General features: G+C 70.9%; 23 protein-coding genes and 1 tRNA gene. 18 read left to right on the forward strand and 6 right to left on the reverse strand.

Features of this window, described 5'->3' with window-relative positions:
* The first annotated feature begins 74 nt into the window (after nucleotides 1-74).
* The 5 genes from JYK04_RS34435 to JYK04_RS34455 all read left to right on the forward strand — a co-directional run bounded on the left by JYK04_RS34435 (nucleotide 75) and on the right by JYK04_RS34455 (nucleotide 5,013).
* On the forward strand, nucleotides 75-890 hold the full coding sequence (locus JYK04_RS34435) for a chitosanase (protein ID WP_189741444.1): 816 nt from the start codon (nucleotides 75-77) through the stop codon (nucleotides 888-890).
* Nucleotides 891-1,205: 315 nt separating this feature from the next.
* A complete protein-coding gene (locus tag JYK04_RS34440) occupies nucleotides 1,206-1,559 on the forward strand; it encodes a DUF805 domain-containing protein (RefSeq protein ID WP_189741297.1) in 354 nt (117 codons plus the stop codon).
* 222 nt (nucleotides 1,560-1,781) lie between these two features.
* A complete protein-coding gene (locus JYK04_RS34445) occupies nucleotides 1,782-4,001 on the forward strand; it encodes an NADP-dependent isocitrate dehydrogenase (RefSeq protein ID WP_189741300.1) in 2,220 nt (739 codons plus the stop codon).
* Nucleotides 4,002-4,034: 33 nt separating this feature from the next.
* On the forward strand, nucleotides 4,035-4,184 hold the full coding sequence (locus JYK04_RS34450) for a hypothetical protein (RefSeq protein ID WP_189741303.1): 150 nt from the start codon (nucleotides 4,035-4,037) through the stop codon (nucleotides 4,182-4,184).
* 52 nt (nucleotides 4,185-4,236) lie between these two features.
* Complete coding sequence (locus JYK04_RS34455) at nucleotides 4,237-5,013, forward strand: hypothetical protein (RefSeq protein WP_189741306.1); 777 nt, start codon at nucleotides 4,237-4,239, stop codon at nucleotides 5,011-5,013.
* A gap of 88 nt (nucleotides 5,014-5,101) precedes the next feature.
* Here the strand turns inward: JYK04_RS34455 and JYK04_RS34460 are convergent, their stop codons facing one another.
* Entirely contained in the window at nucleotides 5,102-5,515 is a 414-nt protein-coding gene (locus JYK04_RS34460) for a hypothetical protein (RefSeq protein WP_189741309.1), read from the reverse strand.
* A 473-nt stretch (nucleotides 5,516-5,988) separates the two neighbouring features.
* On the opposite strand from JYK04_RS34460, the gene JYK04_RS34465 reads away from it, so the two are divergent.
* Both JYK04_RS34465 and JYK04_RS34470 read left to right on the forward strand, forming a co-directional pair.
* Nucleotides 5,989-7,656, forward strand: a complete 1,668-nt coding sequence (locus tag JYK04_RS34465) for a glycoside hydrolase family 71 protein (protein WP_229875904.1) — start codon at nucleotides 5,989-5,991, stop codon at nucleotides 7,654-7,656.
* Nucleotides 7,657-7,938: 282 nt separating this feature from the next.
* Nucleotides 7,939-9,099, forward strand: coding sequence for an aminotransferase class V-fold PLP-dependent enzyme (locus tag JYK04_RS34470; protein ID WP_189741314.1), 1,161 nt, complete (start codon nucleotides 7,939-7,941; stop codon nucleotides 9,097-9,099).
* Here the strand turns inward: JYK04_RS34470 and cobF are convergent.
* Complete coding sequence (cobF, locus tag JYK04_RS34475) at nucleotides 9,086-9,838, reverse strand: precorrin-6A synthase (deacetylating) (RefSeq protein ID WP_189741319.1); 753 nt, start codon at nucleotides 9,836-9,838, stop codon at nucleotides 9,086-9,088. The two genes, JYK04_RS34470 and cobF, sit on opposite strands and share 14 nt — an antisense overlap.
* 18 nt (nucleotides 9,839-9,856) lie before the next feature.
* Here cobF and JYK04_RS34480 point away from each other — a divergent pair, with 18 nt between their 5' ends.
* From JYK04_RS34480 to JYK04_RS34495, 4 genes are read left to right on the forward strand one after another with little or no spacing between them, the layout of a single operon-like run.
* A complete protein-coding gene (locus JYK04_RS34480; protein ID WP_189741322.1) occupies nucleotides 9,857-10,612 on the forward strand; it encodes a (Fe-S)-binding protein in 756 nt (251 codons plus the stop codon).
* The gene (locus JYK04_RS34485) at nucleotides 10,609-12,102 is read left to right on the forward strand and encodes a lactate utilization protein B (protein ID WP_189741325.1); all 1,494 of its coding nucleotides are present in this window, start codon (nucleotides 10,609-10,611) and stop codon (nucleotides 12,100-12,102) included. Before JYK04_RS34480 ends, JYK04_RS34485 begins: the two co-directional genes overlap by 4 nt.
* Nucleotides 12,099-12,731 carry a LutC/YkgG family protein gene (locus JYK04_RS34490; protein ID WP_189741328.1) on the forward strand — a complete coding sequence of 211 codons (633 nt, stop codon included), beginning with the start codon at nucleotides 12,099-12,101 and terminating at the stop codon, nucleotides 12,729-12,731. The genes JYK04_RS34485 and JYK04_RS34490 overlap by 4 nt, the downstream gene beginning before the upstream one ends.
* A 4-nt stretch (nucleotides 12,732-12,735) precedes the next feature.
* Nucleotides 12,736-13,128 (forward strand): VOC family protein, encoded by a 393-nt coding sequence (locus JYK04_RS34495; protein WP_189741331.1) that lies wholly within the window; start codon nucleotides 12,736-12,738, stop codon nucleotides 13,126-13,128.
* On the opposite strand, the gene JYK04_RS34500 is transcribed toward JYK04_RS34495, so the two are convergent.
* Nucleotides 13,125-13,601, reverse strand: coding sequence for a DUF309 domain-containing protein (locus JYK04_RS34500; RefSeq protein ID WP_229875908.1), 477 nt, complete (start codon nucleotides 13,599-13,601; stop codon nucleotides 13,125-13,127). The genes JYK04_RS34495 and JYK04_RS34500 overlap by 4 nt on opposite strands.
* 108 nt (nucleotides 13,602-13,709) lie before the next feature.
* On the opposite strand from JYK04_RS34500, the gene JYK04_RS34505 reads away from it, so the two are divergent.
* Nucleotides 13,710-13,783: transfer RNA gene (locus JYK04_RS34505), tRNA-Pro, on the forward strand.
* A 100-nt stretch (nucleotides 13,784-13,883) separates the two neighbouring features.
* On the opposite strand, the gene JYK04_RS34510 is transcribed toward JYK04_RS34505, so the two are convergent.
* The 3 genes from JYK04_RS34510 to JYK04_RS34520 all read right to left on the reverse strand — a co-directional run bounded on the left by JYK04_RS34510 (nucleotide 13,884) and on the right by JYK04_RS34520 (nucleotide 19,040).
* Nucleotides 13,884-17,513, reverse strand: a complete 3,630-nt coding sequence (locus JYK04_RS34510; RefSeq protein WP_189741336.1) for a serine protease — start codon at nucleotides 17,511-17,513, stop codon at nucleotides 13,884-13,886.
* 39 nt (nucleotides 17,514-17,552) lie between these two features.
* Nucleotides 17,553-17,855 (reverse strand): trypco2 family protein, encoded by a 303-nt coding sequence (locus JYK04_RS34515; RefSeq protein ID WP_189741339.1) that lies wholly within the window; start codon nucleotides 17,853-17,855, stop codon nucleotides 17,553-17,555.
* A 210-nt stretch (nucleotides 17,856-18,065) separates the two neighbouring features.
* The gene (locus JYK04_RS34520) at nucleotides 18,066-19,040 is read right to left on the reverse strand and encodes a LuxR family transcriptional regulator (protein ID WP_189741341.1); all 975 of its coding nucleotides are present in this window, start codon (nucleotides 19,038-19,040) and stop codon (nucleotides 18,066-18,068) included.
* A 351-nt stretch (nucleotides 19,041-19,391) separates the two neighbouring features.
* Here JYK04_RS34520 and JYK04_RS34525 point away from each other — a divergent pair, with 351 nt between their 5' ends.
* The 6 genes from JYK04_RS34525 (at nucleotide 19,392) to JYK04_RS34550 (ending at nucleotide 24,867) form a co-directional block, all read left to right on the forward strand.
* Nucleotides 19,392-19,556: a hypothetical protein gene (locus JYK04_RS34525; RefSeq protein WP_189741344.1), complete on the forward strand. Its 165-nt coding sequence runs from the start codon at nucleotides 19,392-19,394 to the stop codon at nucleotides 19,554-19,556.
* Nucleotides 19,557-19,563: 7 nt separating this feature from the next.
* On the forward strand, nucleotides 19,564-19,899 hold the full coding sequence (locus tag JYK04_RS34530; RefSeq protein ID WP_189741348.1) for a hypothetical protein: 336 nt from the start codon (nucleotides 19,564-19,566) through the stop codon (nucleotides 19,897-19,899).
* A gap of 136 nt (nucleotides 19,900-20,035) precedes the next feature.
* The gene (locus JYK04_RS34535) at nucleotides 20,036-20,938 is read left to right on the forward strand and encodes a hypothetical protein (RefSeq protein WP_189741351.1); all 903 of its coding nucleotides are present in this window, start codon (nucleotides 20,036-20,038) and stop codon (nucleotides 20,936-20,938) included.
* 33 nt (nucleotides 20,939-20,971) lie between these two features.
* Nucleotides 20,972-22,507 (forward strand): PLL family lectin, encoded by a 1,536-nt coding sequence (locus JYK04_RS34540; protein WP_202185933.1) that lies wholly within the window; start codon nucleotides 20,972-20,974, stop codon nucleotides 22,505-22,507.
* Nucleotides 22,508-22,593: 86 nt separating this feature from the next.
* Nucleotides 22,594-24,291, forward strand: a complete 1,698-nt coding sequence (locus tag JYK04_RS34545; RefSeq protein ID WP_202185934.1) for a SpoIID/LytB domain-containing protein — start codon at nucleotides 22,594-22,596, stop codon at nucleotides 24,289-24,291.
* A 240-nt stretch (nucleotides 24,292-24,531) separates the two neighbouring features.
* Nucleotides 24,532-24,867: a hypothetical protein gene (locus JYK04_RS34550; protein ID WP_189741354.1), complete on the forward strand. Its 336-nt coding sequence runs from the start codon at nucleotides 24,532-24,534 to the stop codon at nucleotides 24,865-24,867.
* The last annotated feature ends 10 nt before the right edge of the window (nucleotides 24,868-24,877 follow it).

A 24,877-nucleotide genomic window follows, 5' to 3' on the forward strand; every position in this document is an offset into this window, starting at 1 on the left:
TAGTAAAGTTTCCTAACGAAGCTGGGACGCCTCAACTACCAGATGGAGGCCTTGTGTTCACCCCCCGCCGCAAGATGCTGGCGATCGGCGCACTGCTCGGCAGCGCGCTGATCGCCGTCCCCGTCGCCGCCCACGCCACCACGACCCCCGCCTCCACGGCGCAGACCGTGGCGGCCGCGGCCGCAGGACTCGACGATCCGGCGAAGAAGGAGATCGCCATGAAGATCGTCTCCAGTGCGGAGAACTCCTCGCTGGACTGGAAGGCGCAGTACAAGTACATCGAGGACATAGACGACGGCCGCGGTTACACGGCCGGCATCATCGGATTCTGTTCCGGCACCGGCGACATGCTCGACCTCGTCGAGCACTACACGCAGATCAAGCCGGGCAACGTCCTCGCCAAGTACCTTCCCGCCCTGCGCAGGGTCGACGGCAGCGACTCGCACGCCGGCCTCGATCCGAACTTCACCAAGGACTGGGCGAAGGCGGCCCAGGACGCCGACTTCAGGAAGGCCCAGGACCACGAGCGCGACCGGGTCTACTTCAACCCGGCCGTGAACCAGGGCAAGGCCGACGGGGTCGGCGTACTGGGCCAGTTCATGTACTACGACGCCATCGTCATGCACGGCGACGGCGGTGACTCCACCAGCTTCCGCAACATCCGCAAGCGCGCCCTGTCCAAGGCCAAGCCCCCGTCCCAGGGCGGCAACGAGACCACGTACCTCAACGCCTTCCTCGACGCCCGGGTCTGGGCGATGAAGCAGGAGGAGGCGCACAGCGACACCAGTCGGGTCGACACCGCGCAGCGGGTCTTCCTGAAGAAGGGCAATCTGAACCTCAATACGCCGCTCGACTGGAAGGTCTACGGGGACTCCTTCCACATCGGCTGACGGCGGGCTGCGGGCCGGGGCGCGGGTCTTCCTCCCCGTCCCCGCCCGCGGTGTCGCGGGGCGATAACGATGTGGGTAACGATCGGATCAGCTGCGGGGGCGTCAAGTGGGCCTCTTGTGCGGACGATTCGGACGTTCAGGGACATGGCGCTGCGACTGTGTCCCGAAGTCGTAACTCCGGTGCCGGAAATCGGGCGGTCCAGCCGATTTGGCCTCCGCGTAAGTGGCTTGACCACGACGTAAGGGGGGCATAAGTTCTGCCCCGGCTTGCTCCAGCAGGACGGGCCGAACCAACCGTCCTCTGGGGGGACCCTCATGAACCACTACACCGATGTCCTGAAGAAGTACGCCGTCTTCTCCGGCCGTGCGCGCCGCCAGGAGTACTGGATGTTCACCCTCTTCCAGGTGGCCATCGCGATCGTCCTGATGATCCTCGACGGCGTGCTGGGCACCTACCCGCTGCTCGTCGGCCTGTACTTCCTCGGCACCTTCGTGCCGTCCCTGGCGGTCACCGTCCGTCGTCTGCACGACCTCGGCAAGTCCGGCGCCTGGTACTTCATCGCCTTCGTGCCGTTCATCGGTGGCATCTGGCTGCTCGTCCTGACCGCCACCGCCGGTCAGACGCAGCCGAACGAGTACGGCCCGGACCCGAAGGCCTACGCCGCCTGATCTGCCGTACGGGCCTGATCAAGGCCTGAACGCCTGAGCGCCGCCCCTGGCCGGGAACAGCCGGGGCGGCGCTTTCGCCTTTTCCGGGGCCCGCCGGAGCCCGCGTGACACGCGTCTCGCGGACTGGCGGCAGGGGGCTGTCCAGAGCGGCCCGATCACGAGATATCTTGATGTCGAGCAATGTTGCAGACGAGAGACGCAGACTGTGGAGCGGAGCATCCGGTGACTGACTCGACCATCATCTACACGCACACTGACGAGGCCCCGGCCCTCGCGACGTATTCCTTCCTGCCTGTGATCCAGGCGTACGCGTCGACGGCCGGTGTGAATGTCGAGACCCGTGACATCTCCCTGGCCGGTCGGATCATCGCCGTCTTCCCGGAGTACCTCCAGGAGAGCCAGCGGATCGCCGACGCCCTCGCCGAGCTCGGCGAGCTGGCGAAGACCCCGGAAGCCAACATCATCAAGCTTCCGAACATCTCGGCCTCGATCCCGCAGCTCAAGGCCGCGGTCGCCGAGCTCCAGGGCCAGGGCTACGCCCTCCCGGACTACCCGGACGACCCGAAGACCGACGAGGAGCGCGACATCCGCGCCCGCTACGACAAGGTCAAGGGCAGCGCCGTCAACCCGGTCCTGCGCGAGGGCAACTCCGACCGCCGCGCCCCCGCCTCGGTCAAGAACTACGCCAAGACGCACCCGCACCGCATGGGCGCCTGGACCGCCGAGTCGAAGACGAACGTCGCCACCATGGGCGAGAACGACTTCCGCTCCACCGAGAAGTCCACCGTCATCGCCGAGGCCGGCACCCTGCGCATCGAGCACGTCGCCGCCGACGGCGCCACCACCGTGCTGCGCGAGTCCGTACCGGTCCTCGCCGGTGAGGTCGTGGACGCGTCCGTCCTGCACGTCGACGCGCTGCGCACCTTCCTGAACGACCAGATCGAGCGTGCCAAGGCCGAGGGCGTCCTGTTCTCCGTGCACCTCAAGGCCACGATGATGAAGGTCTCCGACCCGATCGTCTTCGGCCACGTGGTCCGCGCCTTCCTCCCGAAGACCTTCGCCCGCTACGGCGAGACCCTGGCTGCCGCCGGCCTGTCGCCCAACGACGGCCTGGGTGCCATCCTGAACGGCCTGGGCGCGCTGCCCGACGGCGACGCGATCAAGGCCTCGATCGACGCCGAGATCGCCGAGGGCCCCGCCCTCGCGATGGTCGACTCCGACAAGGGCATCACCAACCTGCACGTGCCGTCCGACGTCATCGTCGACGCCTCGATGCCGGCCATGATCCGCACCTCCGGCCACATGTGGGGCCCGGACGGCGCCGAGGCCGACACCCTCGCCGTCCTCCCGGACAGCAGCTACGCCGGCGTCTACCAGGTCGTCGTCGACGACTGCCGCGCCCACGGCGCCTTCGACCCGTCCACCATGGGCTCGGTCCCGAACGTCGGTCTCATGGCGCAGAAGGCCGAGGAGTACGGCAGCCACGACAAGACCTTCGAGATCGCCACCGCGGGCACCGTCCGCCTGGTCGACGCCGCGGGCAACACGGTCCTGGAGCAGGAGGTCGCCGCCGGTGACATCTTCCGCGCCTGCCAGACCAAGGACCTGCCGATCCAGGACTGGGTCAAGCTCGCCGTCACCCGCGCCCGCGCCACCGGCGTCCCGGCCGTCTTCTGGCTGGACGAGAACCGCGCCCACGACGCGCAGCTGATCGCCAAGGTCAAGACGTACCTCGCCGAGCACGACACCGAGGGCCTGACCATCAAGATCCTGTCCCCGGTCGAGGCCACCGCCTTCTCCCTGGAGCGCATCCGCCGCGGCGAGGACACCATCTCGGTGACCGGCAACGTGCTGCGTGACTACCTGACCGACCTCTTCCCCATCCTGGAGCTGGGCACCAGCGCCAAGATGCTGTCGGTCGTCCCGCTGATGAACGGCGGCGGCCTCTTCGAGACGGGCGCCGGCGGCTCCGCCCCGAAGCACGTCCAGCAGCTGGTCAAGGAGAACTACCTGCGCTGGGACAGCCTGGGCGAGTTCTTCGCGCTGGCCGCCAGCTTCGAGCACCTCGCGACCACCACCGGCAACGCCCGCGCCCAGGTGCTGGCCGACACCCTGGACCGCGCGACCGGCACCTTCCTCAACGAGGACAAGTCGCCGAGCCGCAAGCTGGGCGGCATCGACAACCGCGGCAGCCACTTCTACCTCGCCACCTACTGGGCGCAGGAGCTGGCCAAGCAGACCGACGACGCCGAGCTGGCCAAGGCCTTCGAGCCGGTCGCCAAGGCGCTGTCGGAGCAGGAGGAGACCATCGTCGGCGAGCTCGTCGCGGTGCAGGGATCCCCGGCCGACATCGGCGGCTACTACCAGCCCGACGCCACGAAGGCCGCGGCGATCATGCGCCCGTCCGCGACCCTCAACCAGGCGCTCGCCCTCCTGGGCTGATGCCGACAGCCGTACCCACGCGTCCCTGACGACGTGATCCGCCCCGCCCCGGCCGGCCCCGTGCCCGGCCGGGGCGGAGCCGTGTCCGGAGCCGTGTCCGGAGTCGTGTCCGGAGCCGTGTCCGGGGCCTTCGGGGAGCGGGCCGTCATGGGACTCCTGGCCGAGGGCCGGGCCCTGCGCTAGCGTTCGGGGTCGGTGCGCCGGGGGGCTTCACCGAAGAGGCTCTGGGGGTTCTGTGGCCCGTCGTTCCGACACGTCCTGCGGCGGCACCGGCTGCCTGGGACTCCTGCTCGTGCTGTTCGTCCTGCCCACCGTCGGCTATCTGCTGGCGGTACCGCTGGCACTGCCCGACCTGCTGGCCGAGCAGGCACCGCCGCAGCAGCTGCACGGCTTCGGCCAGTACCTGATCGTCTACGCCGTCCCGGCCGTCGTCGCCCTGCTGCTGGCCCTGTTCGCGTCGCGCCGCCGGACCGGCGCCTGGTGGCTGGTCCCGGCCCGGGCGGCGGCCCTGCTCGCCCTCGTCGCCGCTGCGCTGTGGTGGACGGAGAGCAAGGTCGGGGAGTACCCGGTGTGGAACGTCCGGGCCACGGCCGAGAGCATGGCCGTCGGTCTGGTGGCGCTCGCCTTCGTCGTGGCGGTCCGCCGCTGGGACGCCTCCCGCGGCGGCCCGCGCGTCGCCCCCGGCACCCACCGGCCGGCGCCGGGGGAGATCTGGCTGGCCATGGTCCCGCTGCGGGAGGACCCGGCGCGGCAGCTGCGGCACTACTGCGTGGTGCTGGCCGTCCACCCCGGCCACGCGGAGGTCGCCCAGATCACCACCAAGGACAAGGACGGGCGCGACGACCACATCCGGATGCCCAACGACGGCTGGGACAAGGCCTCCGGCCGCGCGCACTGGGTGGAGTTCGGCCGTCCGCCGCGCCGGGTCGAGTACGGGATGTTCCTCAAGTCCCGGCCGCAGGGGCGCTGCCCGGCACCGGTGTGGCGCCGGCTCAGCCGGCAGCTCGGCTGATCCCGGCGGCCCTGCCCACGGGTACGTCCGCGGCCACCCGGAGGCCGACGTGCCCGGCGGAGCCGTCCGGGGTGTCCGGAGCCGACGCTTAGAGCCGGTGGATCCGCTCCTGCTCGAAGGCCAGCGGGGACCGCCCGGCGGCCAGGATCCGCAGCCCCGGCGCCACGGCCAGCAGGTTCCGCAGCCAGGCCAGGGCGTCCGGGCCGAGCTGCTCCGCGCCGTCCAGGACGAGCAGCATGTCCCGTTCGGCCAGCCACGAGGCGGTGTTCGCGGTCCCGCAGGCCGGTGCGGGCATCCCGGGTACGGAGCCCAGTTCGGCCGTCAGCTCGCGGACTCCGTAGCCGCCGTGCTGCGGGTTCATCGCGACGACGGCCACCCCGTCGTAGAAGTTGGACGCGATCCGCCGCGCGATCTCCCGTACCAGCAGGCTCCGCGGCTCGCGGAAGGCTCCCGCCACGGTCAGGACGCGCCCCCGCCGGACGGCGGTGAGCAGCCGGGACATTTCGGCGGACGTTGCCGGCAGCGTTCCGGTTAACCGTGTTTCCCTCATCGACCCGGCTTCCCCCATGGCCCCGGATTCCCTCATCGGCACGATGCCCCCACTGCATGCGTGACCAAGTGCGGCAAGAGGGTTTTTTCGAGCCGCGTGACGACGATTATGCGCCACTTGCGCCGTAAGGCTAGGGGAATGTCGTATTCCGAAGAATGCGTTCGCTGCGCCCCAGGTGGGGACTTCGTCCGGCCCGCCGGACGGGCGGCGTAGTTCCCGTGGTCCGTGTGACGTACGCACCCGAACTCCGGCTCCTGGGAACGGTTGTCCGGAAGCCGGGATTGGGCTCTACTGCTGTGCAGCCCCCTGGGAGGGGCATATTCGCGGGAGGGACCAGAATGACAGCGGACCGGCGGACGGACCGGCGAGCACGGCAGCATCGTGCCGGCCGGCGGGCACGGCGCGCGGGCCGGGCGGCCGGACCCGTGTCGCACCGGCGCCGGCCGGCCTTCCGGGGCCGCAGGCCGCTGCTCGCCACGCTGCTCTCCGCCTTCTTCCTGGTCGGTGTCTGTGCCGCCACCGGAATCGCCTGGGACCCCCGCGACGCGGGTTCCGTGCAGGAGGCCTCGGCCCCCGCCGGCGGCCTCCCGGCGGCCACCGCGACCTCCGGCGCTCCCGCCGCACCCGGCGAGGCCGCCCCCTCGCCCGCCGGGCCCCCGGCGCCCACCAAGGGCGCGGCAGCCAAGGGCAACCCCAAGGACGCGGTGGACTCCGGGGCCGAACGCCCCACCGGAGCGCTGCCCTTCGACATGCCCTCGCCGGCCGCCCTGCGCTCCGGCACGGCGGGCAAGAAGCTGGTGTTCGCCCACTACTTCACCCCCTACCCGCTCTCCCTCGACAACGCGGCCGCGGACCGGGACTACTACACCCGCAACTACCTGGACCCCGACGGCGAGAGCGGGAAGCACGGCCGGTACGGCGGCCTGCTGCGCGACCGGCCGCTGCCCGTGACCCCGAAGAGCGGCGACTGGGAGTACGCCAACCTCCAGCAGGAGGTGCGCACGGCCCGTGCGGCGGGCATCGACGGCTTCACCCTCGACCTGCTCTCCCTCTCCGGCAAGAACTGGGACCGCTGCAACCTGCTGATGGCGGCCGCCCGTTCGGTGGACCCGGCCTTCAAGATCATGCTGATGCCGGACATGACCTCGCTGAAGACCGACGACCCCGCGGTGCTCGCCGAGGCGATCGCCACGCTCGCCGACGCCTCCGCCGCGCACCGGCTCCCCGACGGCCGCCTGGTGGTCTCCCCCTTCAAGGCGGAGGAGAAGAGCGTCGCCTGGTGGACCGAGGTCATCGCCCGCCTGAAGTCCGAGCACGGCATCCGCACCGCCTTCGTCCCGCTCTTCCTCGACTTCGGCGCCCACAGCGGCGAGTTCGCCCCGATCAGCCACGGCTTCTCCGAGTGGGGCAGCCGCAGCTACGTCGGCCAGGAGAGCTCCACGCGCGACGTCCGGCGGGCCCACGACATGGGCAAGATCTGGATGCAGCCGGTGTCGGTCCAGGACGCGCGCCCCAACCAGGGCATCTACGACGAGGCGGGCAACACCGCGACCCTGCGCTCGACCTGGACGCACGCCATCGACGACGGCGCCGACTGGGTGCAGCTCACCACCTGGAACGACTACTCGGAGGGCAGCCAGTTCGCCCCCTCCCTGCACAACGGCTACGCCTACCTGGACCTGACCTCGTACTACCTGACCAGGTTCAAGACGGGCGGCTGGCCGGAGATCGTCCGGGACACCCTCTACCTCTCCGCGCGCACGCAGTTCGCGGACGCCGACCCGACGGGCGACCAGTCGCTGGTGATGTCGCTCCGCAAGGGGAGCGCCCCGCCCCGGGACAAGGTGGAGGTGCTCAGCTTCCTCACCGGGCCCGCAGCCGTCCGGACGGCCGTGGGCGCCGCGGACGGCAGCCACGAGGCCCCCTCCGGGATCCACTCGCAGCTGCTGCCGCTGAAGGCGGGCACCAGCTCGGCGCAGGTCGTCCGGGACGGGAAGGCCGGGGTGAAGGTCGACCTGCCGTACCGGGTGGACCACAAGGTGGAGGTGCAGGACCTCCAGTACTACGCGGCGACCAGCGGCCGGGAATCCTAGGCCGTCTCTTTCGGATCTTGCCGGGCCCGCGACGCCCGGCACCGCACCTGGCCGCGTTGTCGGGGCACCCGAGTACGTCCGGTACACGGGCGCCCCTCCGCCTTGCCCTGCTTCCCCTCGGCCCTGGCGGGCCCGGGGAGGCCCCATGGCACCGGACGCCGCGGGCTCGGCCGACAAGATCCGGAAGAGCCGGCCTAGTCGTGTGACCGGCCCCGGTCTACCGGAGCCGGCGGTGGCGGGGGATGATCCGGAGGACAGCCGCGCCCACCCCTCGGAGGAGCAGTGACCGAGCCGAAACGTCCCGCCGGGTCCGCCCAGGAGTTCCCCGGCGGGCCCGCCCTGTTCCGTCTCGACCCCCGCGTCGCCCACCTGAACCACGGCTCATTCGGCGCGGTGCCCGTCCCCGTCCAGGAGGCCCAGGCCGCGCTCCGCGCCGAGGTCCACGCCGACCCGGACGCCTTCTTCATCGCCGTCCCGGACCGGCTCGCCGAGGCCCGTACCCGGATCGCCGCACACCTCGGCGCCGACCCCGACGGCATCGCCTTCATCGCCAACGCCACCGAGGGCGCCAACCTCGCCCTGGACGCCGTCCCGCTCGCCGACGGCGACGAGATCCTGGTCACCGACCACGGCTACGGCACCGTCGTCGCGGCCGCCGCCCGCCGCGCCCCGGTCACCACCGTGGCCCTGGACCCCCACCTGCCCGACGAGGACGCCGTACGCGAGACCGTGCTGGCCGCGCTGACCCCCCGTACCCGGGTCGCCGTACTCGACCACGTCAGCTCGCCCACCGCCCGGATCATCGCCTCCCCCCGGCTCCTCGCGGACCTGCGCGAACGCGGGGTCACCTCCGTCGTCGACGGCGCCCACGCCCCGGGCATGCTCGCCGACCCCCTCGCGGGCGGCGCCGACTTCTGGTTCGGCAACCTCCACAAATGGGGCTACGCACCCTCCGGCAGCGCGGTCCTGGCCGTCGCCCGGCAGCACCGCCACCGGATCAGGGCCCTCGTACCGTCCTGGGAGGACCAGCACGGATTCCCGCGTTCCGTGGAGAACCGGGCCACCGCCGACTACACCGGCTGGCTCGCCGCCCCCGAGGGGCTGGACCTCCTCGAACGGCTCGACGCGGCCAAGGTCCGGGCCCACAACAGCGCGCTCGCCGCCCACGGAGCGGCCCTGCTCGCCGAGCTCCCCGGCCTCACCCCGCTCCCGCACGGCGAGGCCCTCGCCATGCGCACCCTGCGCCTGCCGCCCGGGGTCGCCGACACCCCGGAGCGGGCCCGTGAGCTGCGCGAGCGGATCGCGGCCGAACAGGGCATCCGGGTGCTGATCTGGCCCTGGCCGGGCGGCGGCGGCATCCGCGTCTGCGGCCAGATCTACAACCGGCCCGAGGAGTACGAACGCCTCGCCGCCGTCCTCCCGTCCTGCCTCAGCCGCGCCTGAGCAGGTACGTGTCCATGATCCAGCCCTTGCGGGCGCGGGCCTCGGTACGCAGCTCCTCGATCCGCCCGGCGACCTCCGCGAGCCTGCCCGAGACCAGGATCTCGTCCGGGGTGCCCACGTAGGCCCCCCAGTAGATGAAGAGGTCCTGGTCCAGGTGGGCGGTGAAGGCGTGCCGCGCGTCCAGCATCACCACCACGTCGTCGACGTCGTCCGGCCAGCCCGCGGCCAGCCGGCGGCCGGTGGTGATCTGGACCGGGCGCCCGACCCGGTTCAGGTTGGTCCGGTGGCGTGCCAGCAGCGCCGAGATGCTGCTGATACCGGGCACGACCTCGTGCTCGAAGGCCACCCGGCCGCGCTCCAGCACCTCGTCGAGGATCGCGAGCGTGGAGTCGTAGAGGGAGGGATCGCCCCAGACCAGGAACGCCCCGGTCTCGCCGTCCGCCAGGTCCTCCGCGATGAAGCGCTCGAAGAGCTCGGCCCGCGCGCTGCGCCAGCCGTCCACCGTCGGGGTGTAGTCGGCGGGCGTCCGGTCCCGGTCCGGATCGCGGCCCTCCACCAGCCGGTGGCCGGGGCGGGCGTGCGCGTCGAGCATCGCGCGCCGCAGCCCGGTCAGATCCGCCTTCTCCTCGCCCTTCTCCAGGATGAGGAATGCGTCCGCCGCGCCGATCGCCCTGACCGCCTGGAGGGTCAGATGGTCCGGGTCGCCCGCGCCTATGCCGATCACTGAGAACTTCTTCACCGGGCTATTGTGCCCATCATGCGAGCCGCCCTGTTCGTCACCTGCGTCACTGACGCGCTCTACCCGCGGACCGGCATCGCCGTCGTACGCCTCCTGGAGCGGCTCGGGGTCGGCGTGGACTTCCCGGCGGCCCAGAGCTGCTGCGGGCAGCCGCAGTACAACACCGGCTACCGGTACGAGACCGAACCGCTGATGCGGCGCACCGCGCGGGCCTTCGCGGGACACGAGTACGTGGTCACCCCCTCCGGATCCTGCGCCGCGATGATCCGCGAGCACTACCCGCGCATCGGCCGGAAGGCGGCGGCCGAGGGGCGCGGAAGCGAGCTGGCCGAGGCGGCCGCCGCGCTCGCGCCGCGCGTGTACGAGCTGACCGAGTTCCTGGTCGACGTACTCGGGGTGACCGACGTCGGCGCGTACTTCCCGCACACCGTCACCTACCACCCCTCCTGTCACGGCCTGCGCGGCCTGGGGCTCGGGGACCGGCCGCGGCGGCTGCTGGCCGCGGTCAAGGGCCTGGACCTGGTCGAGCTGCCGGGCGCCGAGGAGTGCTGCGGCTTCGGCGGCACCTTCGCCGTCAAGAACCCGGACGTCTCGACCGCCATGGGCACCGACAAGATCACGGCGGCGGCCGGGACCGGCGCCCAGGTGCTGTGCGGCGCCGACAACTCCTGCCTCGCCCACCTGGGCGGCCTGCTGCGCCGCGCGGACAGCCCGCTGCGGACCCTGCACCTCGCCGAGATCCTGGCCGCGACCGAGGAGGAACCGCTGACGTGACCGGTACCTACCTGGGCATGCCCGCCTTCCCCGCCTTCCCGGCCGCCGCGCGGGAGGCCGTACGGGACGAGGCGCTGCGCGCCAACCTCCGGCACGCCACGCACACCATCCGCGACAAACGCGCGCGGGCCGTCGCCGAACTCGCCGACTGGGACCGGCTGCGCGCCGCGGGCAAGGCCGTCAAGGACCACACCCTCCGCCACCTCGACCGCTACCTGCTGCAGCTGGAGGCGGCGGTCACGGCGGCCGGCGGCACCGTCCACTGGGCCGCCGACGCCGACGAGGCCAACCGGATCGTCACGGAGCTGGTCCGCGCGACCGGCGAGCGCGAGGTCGTCAAGGTCAAGTCCATGGCCACCCAGGAGATCGGGCTCAACGAGGCCCTGGAAGCCGCCGGGATCGCCGCGTACGAGACCGACCTCGCCGAACTCATCGTCCAGCTCGGCCACGACCGCCCCTCCCACATCCTGGTCCCGGCCATCCACCGCAACCGGGCCGAGATCCGCGACATCTTCCGCGCCGAGATGGCCGGCTGGGGCCGGCCGGCACCCGAACCGCTCGGCGACGACCCGCGGGAACTCGCCGAGGCGGCGCGCCTGCACCTGCGCGAGAAGTTCCTGCGCGCCAAGGTCGCCGTGTCCGGGGCCAACTTCATGGTCGCCGAGACCGGCACGATGGTCGTCCTGGAGTCCGAGGGGAACGGCCGGATGTGCCTGACCCTGCCCGAGACCCTGATCTCCGTCGTCGGCATCGAGAAGGTCGTCCCGACCTTCCGCGACCTGGAGATCTTCCTCCAGACCCTGCCGCGCTCCTCGACGGCCGAGCGGATGAACCCGTACACGACGATGTGGACCGGGCTGGGCCCGTCAAGAGGGGCGGACGGCGACGGGCCCACCGCCTTCCACCTCGTCCTCCTCGACAACGGCCGCACCGACACCCTCGCCGACGAGACCGGCCGCCAGGCCCTGCGCTGCATCCGCTGCTCCGCCTGCCTCAACGTCTGCCCGGTCTACGAACGCGCAGGCGGCCACGCCTACGGCTCCGTCTACCCGGGCCCCATCGGCGCGATCCTCAGCCCCCAACTCCGCGGCACCGGCAGCGCGATCGACGCCTCGCTGCCCTACGCGTCCACCCTGTGCGGAGCCTGCTACGAGGTCTGCCCGGTCGCCATCGACATCCCCGAGGTCCTCGTCCACCTCCGCGAACGGATCGCCCAGGGCGGCCCGGTGACCCGCGCCGGCGTCCGCGTCACACTCCGCCCCGCCGACGGCCACACCGCCGAACGGGCCGCCATGCGTGCCGCCCGGCTGCTCCTGGACCACCCCGGGGCCCTGCGCGCGGGGGAGCGCCTGCTCGCCAGGGCCCGGCGGCTGGCCCCCCGCCGGCTCCCCGGAGCCGGACGGGCCTGGACCGACAGCCGCGAACTGCCCACCGTGGCCGCGCAGTCCTTCCGCGACTGGTGGGCCCGGGAACGGAGCGACCCGCGATGAGCAGCAAGGACCGCATCCTGGGCCGGATCCGCCGGGCGCTGGACGACGCCGTCCCCGCCGCCGAGATCCCCCGCGACTACCTTCCCGTCCACGGCGCCCGCACCCCGGCGGAGCGGGTGGACCTGCTCGCGGCCCACCTCGCCGAGTACCGGGCCCTGGTCCACCGCACGCAGGAGGAGGCGCTGCCCGCGCTGCTGGCGCGGCTCCTGGAGGCGCGGGGCGCCCGGTCGGTGCTCGTCCCGCCCGGCCTGCCCCCGCACTGGCTCCCGGCCGGAGGCCCCACCCGCGTACCCGACCGGGCGGCCTCCACCCCGTACGAACTGGACCGGGTCGACAGCGTGGTCACCGGCTGCGCCCTGGCCGTCGCCGAGACCGGCACGATCGTCCTCGACGGCGGCCCCGGCCAGGGCCGGCGGCGCATCACCCTGATCCCGGACCACCACATCTGCGTGGTCCGGGTCCCGGACCAGGTGGTGGACTCCGTCCCGCAGGTCCTGCCGCTCCTCGACCCGGCCCGCCCGCTGACCTGGATCTCCGGCCCCTCCGCCACCAGCGACATCGAACTCGACCGGGTGGAGGGCGTCCACGGCCCCCGCACCCTGGACGTGGTGCTCGTGGGCACACAATGAGGGCATGCCCTCGCACATCGCCCTCACGGCCCTCCTCGTACACGACTACGACGAGGCCATCGACTTCTACACCCGTGCCCTCGGCTTCGACCTCGCCGAGGACACCGCCCGCCCGGACGGCTCCCGCTGGGTCGTGGTCCGCCCGCCCGGCGCCACCGAATCGGCGCTCCTCCTGGCCCGCGCCAAGGACGAGGCCCAGCGCTCCCGCGTCGGCGACCAGACGGGCGGCCGCGTCGGCCACTTCCTGTACACCGACGACTTCGCCCGCGACCACGCCCGGATGACCGCCGAGGGCGTCCGCTTCCTGGAGGAGCCCCGCCACGAGCCGTACGGCTCCGTCGCCGTCTTCGAAGACTTGTACGGCAACCGCTGGGACCTCCTCCAGCCCGCCGCCTAGGCAGGTCCCAGCCTCGGCGCCTCACGCGCGGCATCGACGGCCGGGCCGCCGTCCGCCACCCGGCCGGCCAGCTCCCCGGCCCACCGGACCAGGCCCGGCACGTCGACCCCGTACGGCCCCCCGTCCAGCCCCTCGATCCCCGCGGCCCCGCGCCGCAGCAGCCGCGCCCCGCCCACCGCGTTGCCGCGCGCGGCGTGCGTCAACCCGACGGCGAGCTGGGCGAGCCCCCGCCAGAGCGGGGCCGCGGCCTCGGGCCCGGACTTCCAGGCCTCCTCGAACACCTCGTGCGCGTGGAACGGCATCCCGGCGTCCAGCAGCCGCTGCGCCTCCCGCACGGTCTCGCCGGGGGAGCGCACCACCCCCTCGGGCTGCCGCTCCACCCCGGCCACCCCGTAGGCGAGCGGCCGCCCCAGCCCATCCCTCGGGCGCGCACTGCGCGCCCGCCCGTCGACGTCCCGATCCCGTGCGTTCACCACCCCATCCTCCCCCTCGCCGATTACCCGTGCATGCACACCCCTCGGCGTGGGGTAATGTTCTGCATGTGCCGCCGAGCAGGGGGAAACCCCAGGTCGCAGGCACAACGGGACGTGGCGCAGCTTGGTAGCGCACTTGACTGGGGGTCAAGGGGTCGCAGGTTCAAATCCTGTCGTCCCGACTTTTCGAAGTCGCAGATCAGGGGCCGTTTCAGAGCAATCTGAAACGGCCCCTTGATCATTTTTGAGGCGCCGGCCTCCCCGTACAGGCTTCGAGGCCGGTCACCGCCGGGCAGGCGATCCCGAGTCGGCTCCGAGTTGTTCGCGCGAGGCGTCGCGCCGTGTTTCCGCGTCGAGCGCCGCGCGGAGGCGATCCGCGTACGGCAGGTCTTCGTGCCGGGTCAGCCAGCCTGCTGCCAGGCGCGTCACCTGGACTCTCCGGCTCGGCGAGAGCGCCGGGAGAGCGAGCAGATCCTCGATGACCAGACCTACCTTCGGCCCCATGTCGTGCGCTTCGAGCCAGCTCAGGGCGCTGTCGACGGCGCGGGACCGCCGGTCCTCGTCGAGGGCCGGGTGGCGCAGGACACCGGAGAGCACGGAGCGGGACTTCATCGACCGGTCGGTGCTCAGGCGGTCGAGAGCGATGTCGATGCCGATGCGTGCCTGCTCGACGGACAGGTCCGGGCGTGTCAGGAAGGAGGCGAGCACCGGGCGCTGCACCTTGCCCCCGTGGCAGGCGAGCCACCGCAGGCCGACGTCCGCGAGGGACCGTGCCTGATCGCGCGTCAGCCCGTCGAGCTGGCTGAGCATGACGGCCATGAGCACGTGGTCGTCCGGGTGTGCGAAGAGCGCGGCGCATCCGAGCCGGACGGCACGCTGTAGCTGTGCGGACGACAGGTCCGGCACGCGCAGGAGGGAGCCCAGAACGGAACCGAACGACTCGTGCCCCGGGTGGCCCTCGAGCCACGGGAAGGCGAGCGTGACGGCGGTCCGGGCCTGGTCCTGCGTGAGTTCCTCGCAGTGGAGGAGCAGGCGAAGGAGCAGGGCCGGGGCGGACTGGGCGTCAGGTTGCGACCTCAGCCGTTCCAGGAGAAGGGCCCCGGCGTCCGCCACGCTGTCGGCGGACAGCAACGTGCCCAGGACGCGGGAGCCTGCCGGGTGGTCGGCAGGCCCCTCGGCCGCCCACCAGCGGGCGACGGCGATCATCCTGGGACGCAGCTCCGGCGGGATCCCGTCCGTGGACAGGAGCCTTTGCACGACCCGGCCCGTGCTCGGGTACACCTGTCCCGTCTCCAGCCAGTCCAGTGCGCTTCGGATCAATGCCGTGCGGTCCGGGTCCGCGAGGCGGTCGTCTTCGAGCAGGGCACACAGCTCCGGACCGACGTTCGAGCCCGGGCGCACATCGGAACGCAGCCACCCGAGGCCGTGGTCCACGAGCTTCCGGCGGGCGACCGCGTCGATGTCCGCACGCTGCAGGAACGCACGGATCACAGGTGCGACTCCGAGGGACCGGTACGGAGTGAGCCACGCCAGTACGCCCGCGACCACGCTCCCCAGTCGGTCCCCGGAGTGGTCCATGCCGAGCAGGCGTTTCAACAGCGCGGGCGTATGACGCCAGTCGGGCCGGGAAGACACCCAGGCGAGGGTGCAGTCGACCACCAGGTCCTCGGTCCTCGGCGAAAGGCCGGGGCGCTCGATCAGTGCGAGCAGAAGATGCTCCGTGTCGGTCTGTCCGCCCCGGCGGACGAGCCATCCGACCGAAGCCTCGACGAGGAACGCGGGAGCGGGATCCATACCTCGCAGGGCGGCGGTGAGGAACGGCTGCGCGATGTGGTCGGCCTCGGCGCGGGAGAGCCAGGGAGCGACCAGCGTGTTCCACACGGAGCGGTCGAACCCCTGCCAGGGCCGGCTCGTCACCATCGTCAGCAGCGCCCGGCCGCCGTCGTCACCGGCGCCCGCCAAGAGGCGGCCGAGCGGTTCCACCCGGGCCGTGAGCCATTCCCCGCAAAAGCGTTCCAGGGCAGCGATCCGATGGGCGGGGCCGAGCGCTCCCATGTCGACGGCCAGCCGTCGGAGATGGCCGGTGAACACGGAGAACGTACGCGCATGCTGCGTGAACGCCGCAAAGAGCGCACCGGCCGCGGCTGCGTCGATGCTCCAACCGGGAGCAGGCATCAGCGACTGCAGCAGGAGTTCGTCGATGACGATGTCGTGCACCACGACCAGCTGACCGCCCACCTCGTCGAGCCACCCAAGAGAGATCAGCGTGTCGACGACGCGCCGCCCTCCGAACGGAACGGCCAGCCCGCCGGCCACCGTGAGGAACGTGTCGACGGCCTGTTCGACGACCATTCGGGACTGAGGGCTCGCCGCGACCGCCACGGTGAAGGCCAGCTGCTCGATGGCAGGGGTGGTGATGCCCAGGGGGGAGGGGCTGAGCGTGGGGCTCGTGGCGAGCGCGTCCCGGCGCATGCCCTCGCGCAGCCAGTCCAGCAGCTCGCCGGGCCGGACCGTTGCCGCCACCCCCGGTGCGTGCTGGGCCAGCCCCTGCTCCTCGATCGCCCGCGCGATCAACAGCGCGATCACCGGACGCCGCCCGCAGATCCGGGACAACGCCTCGTTCCCCCATCGGCGCACGGTGTCAGGTGCCGCGTGGCGGACCACCTGGTCGATGATCGCGGACTGGTGTGGCCAGTCCTCTCGTACGTAGATCTCGTCGAGCACCCGGCTGCTGCCACGGAGCTGAACCGCGTACAGGGATCCGGGACGCACGGAGGCCAGGCACGCCACGGTCACGCCACGTCGCTTGGCCTCGGGGATCAGCACTTCGGCGAGGACGCGCAGGTCGACCTGTGAGCAGGCGTCGAGGTAGTCGAGTATCAGCAGCACCCGTCGGCGGGCGCACGAGAAGACGGATGCGGCCACGTCGTCGACCGTCACGGCGCTGTCGGGCTGGACGTGCAGGACGTGCCAGCCCGCGCGGTCCGCCCGGTGCGCGACCTCGAAGCACGTCCGCGTTTTGCCCGAACCGGCTGGTCCGACCAGCAGTGCCCCTCGTGAACGGCCAGAGCTCAGCCGGGCGAACAGGTGGTCCGGATGCGAGGTGTGGTCCATCCCGGGATGGATGAAGGGCAGGTGCTCCTCGTCGAGAAAGCTGCGCCGTCCGAGCAGGCGCCGCATGACTTCGGCGTGCGTGCGTACGCGGCCGCGCACGGCCGGGTCGAACGCCGTCGGCGCGATGTCCTCCGGTGGCACGGGCTCCACCCCGTGCTCGGCCAGCAGGCGCACGAATTCAGGATCTCGGGACACCTGGGAGAGGTCGGTCGCGGTGAGGCTCGCCGCGCCGGATGGAACGTGGTGGCTCGTGCACACGCCGACGAGAACGCCGTCTTGCGTGATGACCCCTGCCCCGGACACCCCCTCCCAGGGAGATCCGCTTGACTCCAGCGGCGGCGCAGGGCTGCTGAGGGACAGCTCCATCTCGTGGCTCCCCAGGAAGGAGCCCAGAAGGATCGCCCCGGTCAACTGACGGGCTTTCGGCACGTCCTGAAGCGACGCATGGTCGGGGAACCCGATCGCGGTGAACGGTACCGACTCCACGGTTCGGGGCAGGACGCCCCACCGGGCGGGAGGGATGACGGGCCCGCCCTCCCCGAGAACCAGGAGGGCGAGGTCCACCTCGTCGATCCGGTGCCGCAGCACCGCGGTGACCTGAAGCCTCTGCGTGGACCGCCCTGGAAGTCTCACCTCATGGCCGTCACCGGGCCGGGTGAAGCCGTGGCCGGCGCAGATGGCCAGTCGTGAGGCGAGCATGAATCCGGAAGAAGCGAATCGAGGGACACCGTCGGATCCGCGCCGCACCACCATGGCCACACGTTCCAGGGGCTGTTGCACGGCGATCAGATCAGCCACAGCCGACGCCACTCCCGGAGGACCGACTCATCCACGAGGTCAGTCCTCCAGAACGGCTCCACGCCCCGAAGCCGTCAGGACGGAGCCGCCGTTGGCCGTCTCGGCCGAGAGTTCCAAAGACACGGTGTGCGTGGCGGAGACACCCCCGGTCGCCTTACCGCCGGCCGACAGCACCCAGAACTTGACCCCGCCCTGCGCCTCTGCCGATGCCGTCACCGCGACCTGTACGTCCAGCTTCACCGACTGCACTCGAAGCCGGACCGGTTGACCCTCGGCGTCCGCCATCGCCTGCGCCAACTCACCACGCAGCGCCTTGATTGTCTCCGCCAGGCCGATCTCCACGAGTCCCCCTCTTCCGGACCGCTGCCGCCGCCATCGTGCCTGTGCGGTGATGGTGGCGGAGACGGCCTACGTGATCACCGAATCATGGTAAGCGGTCGAGCCGGGGATGTTTGGGGTCTGCTTCGATGCGGTCTGCATCCGGCTGCTGCTGTGGATCCGCATGGGACACGGGCCGGTGTTGTCGCGCTGGCGGGCCGTGTGGCGTTCGCGCTACAGCCAGCCCCGTTGGGCGGCCTTGAGGCCCGCTTCGAAGCGGCTGGTGGCGCCGAGGCGTTCCATGATCGAGGCCATGTGGCGGCTGACGGTGCGCGACGAGATGCCGAGGCGCTGGCCGGCGGCGTCGTCGGTGAGGCCGCCGGCCAGCAGGCGCAGGAGTTGGGCTTCGGTGTCGGTCAAGCCGGTCGCGGGGTCGTCGGACCTCAGGGCGCCGAGCGGGACGGCGGTGGCCCAGGCCTGGTCGAAGAGGTCGAGGAGGGCGGTGACGAGGCCGGGTTCGGTGACGTGCAGGGCGCCCTTGCGGGTGTCGGCGGGGTCGATGGGGACCAGTGCGTGGGCCCGGTCGAAGATGACGAGGCGCTGGGGGAGGACGGGGGCGGTGCGCACCTCGCTGCCGCGGCTGAGGAGCCAGTGGGCGTGGGCGGTGGTGTGCGGATCGTTGCGGGTGGTGTCCTGGTAGAGGGTCTTCATGGCGACCCCGCGCGCCAGCGGCTCGTCGTCGGCGGCCCGGGCTGCCGCGAGGTCCTCGGGACGGTGGCTGGCGCCGGGGTGGACGCCCAGGCACTCCTGCGACATGCCGTGGGCCAGCTGCTCGATGCGACGCTGGATGGCGTCCATCCCCAGGAGGCGTTCGCCGTGGGTGGCGTGGGAGCCGGCGCGTTCGGCGACCAGGCGTGTGACGGCCGCCCGGGAGGCGGCGAGCCGGGCCTGACGGGCGGCCAGGTCCGCCTCCTGGCGGGCGAGCATGTCCGCCAGGCCGACATCGGGGGAGACGGCGCGCATGTGGCCGGGGTAGTCGGCAGAGGCCCGCACCAGCATCAGGCGGGCCAGTTCGTCCAGGCAGTCGTGCACCTGGGCGGGGGAGGCCCCGCAGAGCTCGGCCAGCCCGGCGACACCGTGGTCCGTATGGTCGAGCATGGCCTGGTAGACCCTGCTTCCGAGCACGCTCAGGCCCAGCGCTTCCAGCATCGTGTTCCCCCCCCCGGGTCTCGCGTCCGAACCGTCCACGGTTCGCGCGCGCACAGCATCGTCGCACCTCGGGCACCACCCCTTCAAGATCTTCACGATTCCGCCGTGGCGCTCAGGGCGAACGGTCGACGCGTCCCTGAATTGACGAGTGCATGACAGGTTGTCCGGATGGCGCCAGGCGACTTGACGACAGCCGCAGGTCCTTCCGGGGCGCCGGTCCAATGGCGAAGCTGTTCATCGCCGGCCGGAAACACCCTGCCGGCCAGGAGAAGGCACCGGAACGAGCGTCAACCGCGGGACGCGAAACCGGCACCGATCCACCGTCACACCTCCAGCGAAGGACCGAACGCCATGCTCCGCACCCGTCTCCGTCTGGCCACCGCGGTCGCCGCCCTCGCCGCCGGGGTCATCGCCCTGTTGCCCGTCGCGGCCGGCGCCGCCCACGGAACCATCACCACCACCACGACGGCGACCGGTGTCACCACCTTCCCCGCCGGAAACGCCCAATGGGGATAGACACGCGATGGACTGTGTCTACACGAGCCTGCGACGCCGCCCCGAGGTGACCCCCACACCGGCGGGCGAAGTGGCCGAGGTCCTCGGCATCCTGTGGGCGCACGCCACCCCGAAGGACGGCCTGGAGCACATCTCCGGCTCCCTCGACAGCGACCGGGTCGATCTCCTCCTGTACTTCCTTTCGCCCGACCCCAACTCGCCCACGGCCCACGGCCCGCTCCACCGGGCTGCCGCACTGCTCGCCCGTGGCCACCAGCGGTCACCCACGCTGCAGCGCCGCTACCTGCCGCCCGCCGGGGCGCCGGATCCGCAAACCGGCGACCCCCGACGGGCCAAGGCCTGACCGGTCGCCACACCCGCCTTGCCGAACCCCGCCGTCGGTGGATCCGGTGGCCGCGGCTCCGGGGCTCCCCTGCGCCGTCGCGCAGGGGCGGGCCAGGACCCTCACCCACGCTTCACGCTCTAGGAGTCAGTTCGCCATGCCAGCCATCAAGTTCTCCATACGAGGTTCCCACCGGGCGGCAGTGATGACGGCCGGAGCCGTCCTCAGCGCCGGTGCGCTGGGTCTGGCGATATCGGGCAGTGGTACGCACACGCCGGCCACGGACCAGGTCCAAGCGGCCGCCTCGGTGACGGGGCCGTCCGTCGACAGGCCGTCTGCGTCTGCCTCTGCGGCGCCGCCGACGTCGCCGACACCGACGCCGAGCGCGTCGGCCGCGACGCCGAGCGCTGCCGGGGCGCCGGCGAAGCGCGCTGCGGGGAAGCCCGCCGCCCCGTCGGGCAACTCCGGGACGGCGCCCGCACTCGACGCCGCGACCAGCGCCAAGGTCCCGTCCGACCTCGCCGCCGTCACCGCCCGGTCGTGGACCGCGCACGCCCCGGGGCCGGTGCGCCAGATCACCGGGCACGACATCGCGCTGAACGAGTGCGCGAGCGTGCGCGGCGCCGCGACCTGGCAGCAGCAGCCGTACCTGAGCAGCGGTGGCAACTCCGCAGTGCTGGAGATCTACACCTTCGGTACCGAGGCCTCGGCCGGTGCCGCGTACGAGGGGGTCCGCTCAGGCATGAACTCCTGCCAGGCCACGTCCAGGGCTCTGCAGAGCGCGAACCACCTCAAGACCGACGCCGTCTCGCGGCAGACCGTCACCGCCAAGGACGCGGCGGCGTTCGAACGTACCTGGACCGGGGTCCAGGGCATCTCGACCCAGGGCGCGCAGACCAACCACCTCTACCTCGCGGCGCACGGCACGCGGGTGCTGGTCCTGCACTTCGACGAACTGGCCGGGGGATCTCCGGCAACTGCCCCGTACGACGCGCAGCAGGACCCGAACGTGCTGTCGCTGCTCACGAACTTGCCGGCCGCCCCGGCCGGCACCCGCTGATTCGCTCAACACGCCGACGACCGAAGGAAAGCAATGTCTTCAACACCCAAGAAGCGTGGCGTCGCCGCTTTCGCGGCCGCATCGTTGCTCGGCGCGATGGCCGCGCTGATACCAGCCGGTGACGCGTTCGCCGGAACCGTTCCCATAGGCCCCGCCACCTCGAGCGGAAGCCTCGGTCCGGCCCTCGGCAGCCCGATCACCCAGGAGCAGATCATCACCCGGGCGCACGACTGGATCAACAACGCCGTTCCGTACAGCCAGTCGCTCGCTTGGAAGGACAACACGGTCGGCGGACCGTACCGCGCGGACTGCTCCGGCTTCATCTCGATGGCGTGGGGCCTGAAGGACAGCCTGGTCACCTGGACCCTTCCGGACGTCTCGACCGTCACCGCCACGAACGTCATCGGCTATACCGGCCTGCAGCCGGGCGACGCACTGGACTTCACCCAGGAACACGTCGTGCTCTTCGACTCCTGGATCGACAAGTCCGCCGGGACGTTCTACTACGACGCCGAACACCGCCCGGGCACGGTGGCCGACCAGCGGCAGGGCAGCGTCTACGCGAGCACGCTCGACGGCCACGCGCTCACCACCTACGAGGCCCTGCGCTACAAGAACGTCGTCGCCGCTTCGGCCGGCGCCGCGAAGTCGCCGGTGTCGATGGATGCGGGTGCGACGCATGTGGCGTTCATCGACGGTAGCGGCAGTGTGGCGAATGACTGGGTGAGCAATGGTGCTTGGCAGGGTCCGTCGGGGCTTGGTGGTAAGGCTCGGGCGGATTCGCCGGTGGTGTTGAATGCGAGTGCTGATCATGCGTTCTTCATCGATGCCGATGGCAATGTGATGAACGACTGGGTGAGCAATGGTGCTTGGCAGGGTCCGTCGGCGATCGGTGGCAAGGCTCGGCCTGGTTCGCCGATCGCGACGAATGCGGCGGGCACGTTGGTGGCGTTCGTGGATACGAACGGGAATCTTGTCAATGACTGGGTGAGTAACCGTGCTTGGCAGGGTCCGTCGGGTCTGGGTGGTCAGCCGCGTGGGGATTCGCCGTTGGCTTTCAATGCGGCCGGTGACCACATTTTCTTCATCGACGGTAGCGGCAGTGTGGCGAATGACTGGGTGAGCAATGGTGCCTGGCAGGGTCCGTCGGGGGTCGGCGGTACGGCGCGGGCCGGTTCGGGTCTCGCGACTGATGCGGCGGGTACGCATGTGGCGTTCGTCGACACGAACGGGAATCTTGCGAACGACTGGGTGAGTAACGGTGCTTGGCAGGGTCCGTCGGGTCTGGGTGGTCAGCCGCGTGGGGATTCGCCGTTGGCTTTCAATGCGGCCGGTGACCACATCTTCTTCATCGACGGTAGCGGCAGTGTGGCGAACGACTGGGTGAGCAATGGTGCTTGGCAGGGTCCGTCGGGGATCGGCGGTACGGCTCGGGCCGGTTCCGGTCTCGCCACGGACGCGGCCGGTACACATGTCGCGTTCGTGGACACCAACGGGAACCTCGCGAACGACTGGGTGAGCAACGGTGCTTGGCAGGGTCCGTCCGGCCTCGGCGGCACCAGCCGCTGACCGCCACCTGACACCCACCTCACACCCATAGCCACCGCGCCGGCCGGTCCTTTCGGCCGGCGCGGTCCACCGATAAGGAATCGGAATTGTCTGTCATCCGTGGTCTACGTCTGACCCTCAGTGGTGTCACGGCGATGGCGGCCCTGAGCGTCGCCATGGCGGGCCCGGCAGCCGCGTCCCCGCTGCCGAACAAGACGGGCCAGCCGCAGCCGGTCAGCGGCCAGGTCGCACCGTCCGCCCTCCTGTCCACTCCCCGGGTCGCCGCGGCCCCGGCAGCGACCGGCAACTGCGGCGGCTACTCGTCCGACTCGACCCCGCCTTCCAGCATCCGGGTGCTGCGATACGCGCAGCACACCAGTGTCGGCGCGCCGGTGCCCGGTACCGAGATCGGCGTGGTCAACGTGCCGTTCCAGGAGTACGTCAAGGACGTCCTGCCCAGCGAGTGGGTCACCTCCTGGCAGTCCGCCTCGCTGCAGGCGGGTGCGATGGCGGTGAAGACCTACGCGTGGTACTGGGTCAACAACTGGCGTGGCGGGTCGTACAACGGATCCTGCTACAACGTCGACGACTCGATCAACTATCAGCGTTACATACCCGGGAGCTCCACCGCCGTCACCAATTCGGCCGTGCAGTCGACCTGGAACTCGGTCATGACCAAGAACGGCTCGGTGTTCCAAGCGTCGTACCAGGCGACGCTCACCGGAAGCCCGTCCGAGGTCTGCGGCACCGGCCTGTCCAGGTACCCGAACACGCTCAGCCAGTGGGGGTCGCAGAACTGCGCCCTCGCCGGCCACTCCTGGCAGTCGATCGTGGGCGCCTACTACCCCGGACTGTCGATCGGCGGGTCGGCCGGCGCCGCGAAGTCGCCGGTGTCGATGGATGCGGGTGCGACGCATGTGGCGTTCATCGACGGTAGCGGCAGTGTGGCGAATGACTGGGTGAGCAATGGTGCTTGGCAGGGTCCGTCGGGGCTTGGTGGTAAGGCTCGGGCGGATTCGCCGGTGGTGTTGAATGCGAGTGCTGATCATGCGTTCTTCATCGATGCCGATGGCAATGTGATGAACGACTGGGTGAGCAATGGTGCTTGGCAGGGTCCGTCGGCGATCGGTGGCAAGGCTCGGCCTGGTTCGCCGATCGCGACGAATGCGGCGGGCACGTTGGTGGCGTTCGTGGATACGAACGGGAATCTTGTCAATGACTGGGTGAGTAACCGTGCTTGGCAGGGTCCGTCGGGTCTGGGTGGTCAGCCGCGTGGGGATTCGCCGTTGGCTTTCAATGCGGCCGGTGACCACATTTTCTTCATCGACGGTAGCGGCAGTGTGGCGAATGACTGGGTGAGCAATGGTGCCTGGCAGGGTCCGTCGGGGGTCGGCGGTACGGCGCGGGCCGGTTCGGGTCTCGCGACTGATGCGGCGGGTACGCATGTGGCGTTCGTCGACACGAACGGGAATCTTGCGAACGACTGGGTGAGTAACGGTGCTTGGCAGGGTCCGTCGGGTCTGGGTGGTCAGCCGCGTGGGGATTCGCCGTTGGCTTTCAATGCGGCCGGTGACCACATTTTCTTCATCGACGGTAGCGGCAGTGTGGCGAACGACTGGGTGAGCAATGGTGCTTGGCAGGGTCCGTCGGGGATCGGCGGTACGGCTCGGGCCGGTTCCGGTCTCGCCACGGACGCGGCCGGTACACATGTCGCGTTCGTGGACACCAACGGGAACCTCGCGAACGACTGGGTGAGCAACGGTGCTTGGCAGGGTCCGTCCGGCCTCGGCGGCACCAGCCGCTGACCGCCACCCGGCGGTTTGAGGACCAGAGACGAAAAGGGCCTTGTTCCACTTCGGTGGGACAAGGCCCTTTGCCGTTTCCGGGCCCGGACCGGGCCGTCCTTACCGCGGCCCGAAGGCTTCGACATTATATGCGCAGCCGTATGGATGAACGCCTCCGCTCGGATTGTGGCAGTCGGTGAACGCGCCGATACTGAATCCGTTGTGTGAACTGTCACGCAATGTGAACTCGAGGGAGTCGGAATGTCTGAGTATGAAAACGGCTTCGCCTGCGAAGCTCGGGATGAAGACTTCACTGCTACGGCGTACCGGAACAGCAAGGGTGAACGCCGGGTCACGGTGGAGGGCACGTGCTCATGCAACACCGAGGGCTTCGAACTGACTTTGAAACTCGCCTCTCCGCCGATTGTGCCGGTTCCCGAAGAGCTTCATCTGGACCTGGTCGAGCGCGCACCCGACGGGCTCGTTCCTCCGGTCATCACGCCGACGCCGGTCAAGGAAGAGTTCCCCATCGACGACAGAAAGGAACGAGTGGTGATCCGCAACAGGAACATCACCGTGCCGATCAAAAAGGAATGAAAGTCACGGT

The organism is Streptomyces nojiriensis, assembly GCF_017639205.1.
GTDB lineage: Bacteria > Actinomycetota > Actinomycetes > Streptomycetales > Streptomycetaceae > Streptomyces > Streptomyces nojiriensis.

Coding starts and splice junctions, on each gene's coding strand:
- JYK04_RS34520 (WP_189741341.1), bottom strand. CDS start 19,040: ATGCTGGAAGCGCTGGGCCTGAGCGTGCTCGGAAGCAGGGTCTACCAG.
- JYK04_RS34540 (WP_202185933.1), top strand. CDS start 20,972: ATGTCTTCAACACCCAAGAAGCGTGGCGTCGCCGCTTTCGCGGCCGCA.
- JYK04_RS34460 (WP_189741309.1), bottom strand. CDS start 5,515: ATGTCCCGGCTGCTCACCGCCGTCCGGCGGGGGCGCGTCCTGACCGTG.
- JYK04_RS34495 (WP_189741331.1), top strand. CDS start 12,736: ATGCCCTCGCACATCGCCCTCACGGCCCTCCTCGTACACGACTACGAC.
- JYK04_RS34550 (WP_189741354.1), top strand. CDS start 24,532: ATGTCTGAGTATGAAAACGGCTTCGCCTGCGAAGCTCGGGATGAAGAC.
- JYK04_RS34435 (WP_189741444.1), top strand. CDS start 75: ATGCTGGCGATCGGCGCACTGCTCGGCAGCGCGCTGATCGCCGTCCCC.
- JYK04_RS34530 (WP_189741348.1), top strand. CDS start 19,564: ATGGACTGTGTCTACACGAGCCTGCGACGCCGCCCCGAGGTGACCCCC.
- JYK04_RS34525 (WP_189741344.1), top strand. CDS start 19,392: ATGCTCCGCACCCGTCTCCGTCTGGCCACCGCGGTCGCCGCCCTCGCC.
- JYK04_RS34480 (WP_189741322.1), top strand. CDS start 9,857: ATGCGAGCCGCCCTGTTCGTCACCTGCGTCACTGACGCGCTCTACCCG.
- JYK04_RS34490 (WP_189741328.1), top strand. CDS start 12,099: ATGAGCAGCAAGGACCGCATCCTGGGCCGGATCCGCCGGGCGCTGGAC.
- JYK04_RS34440 (WP_189741297.1), top strand. CDS start 1,206: ATGAACCACTACACCGATGTCCTGAAGAAGTACGCCGTCTTCTCCGGC.
- JYK04_RS34535 (WP_189741351.1), top strand. CDS start 20,036: ATGCCAGCCATCAAGTTCTCCATACGAGGTTCCCACCGGGCGGCAGTG.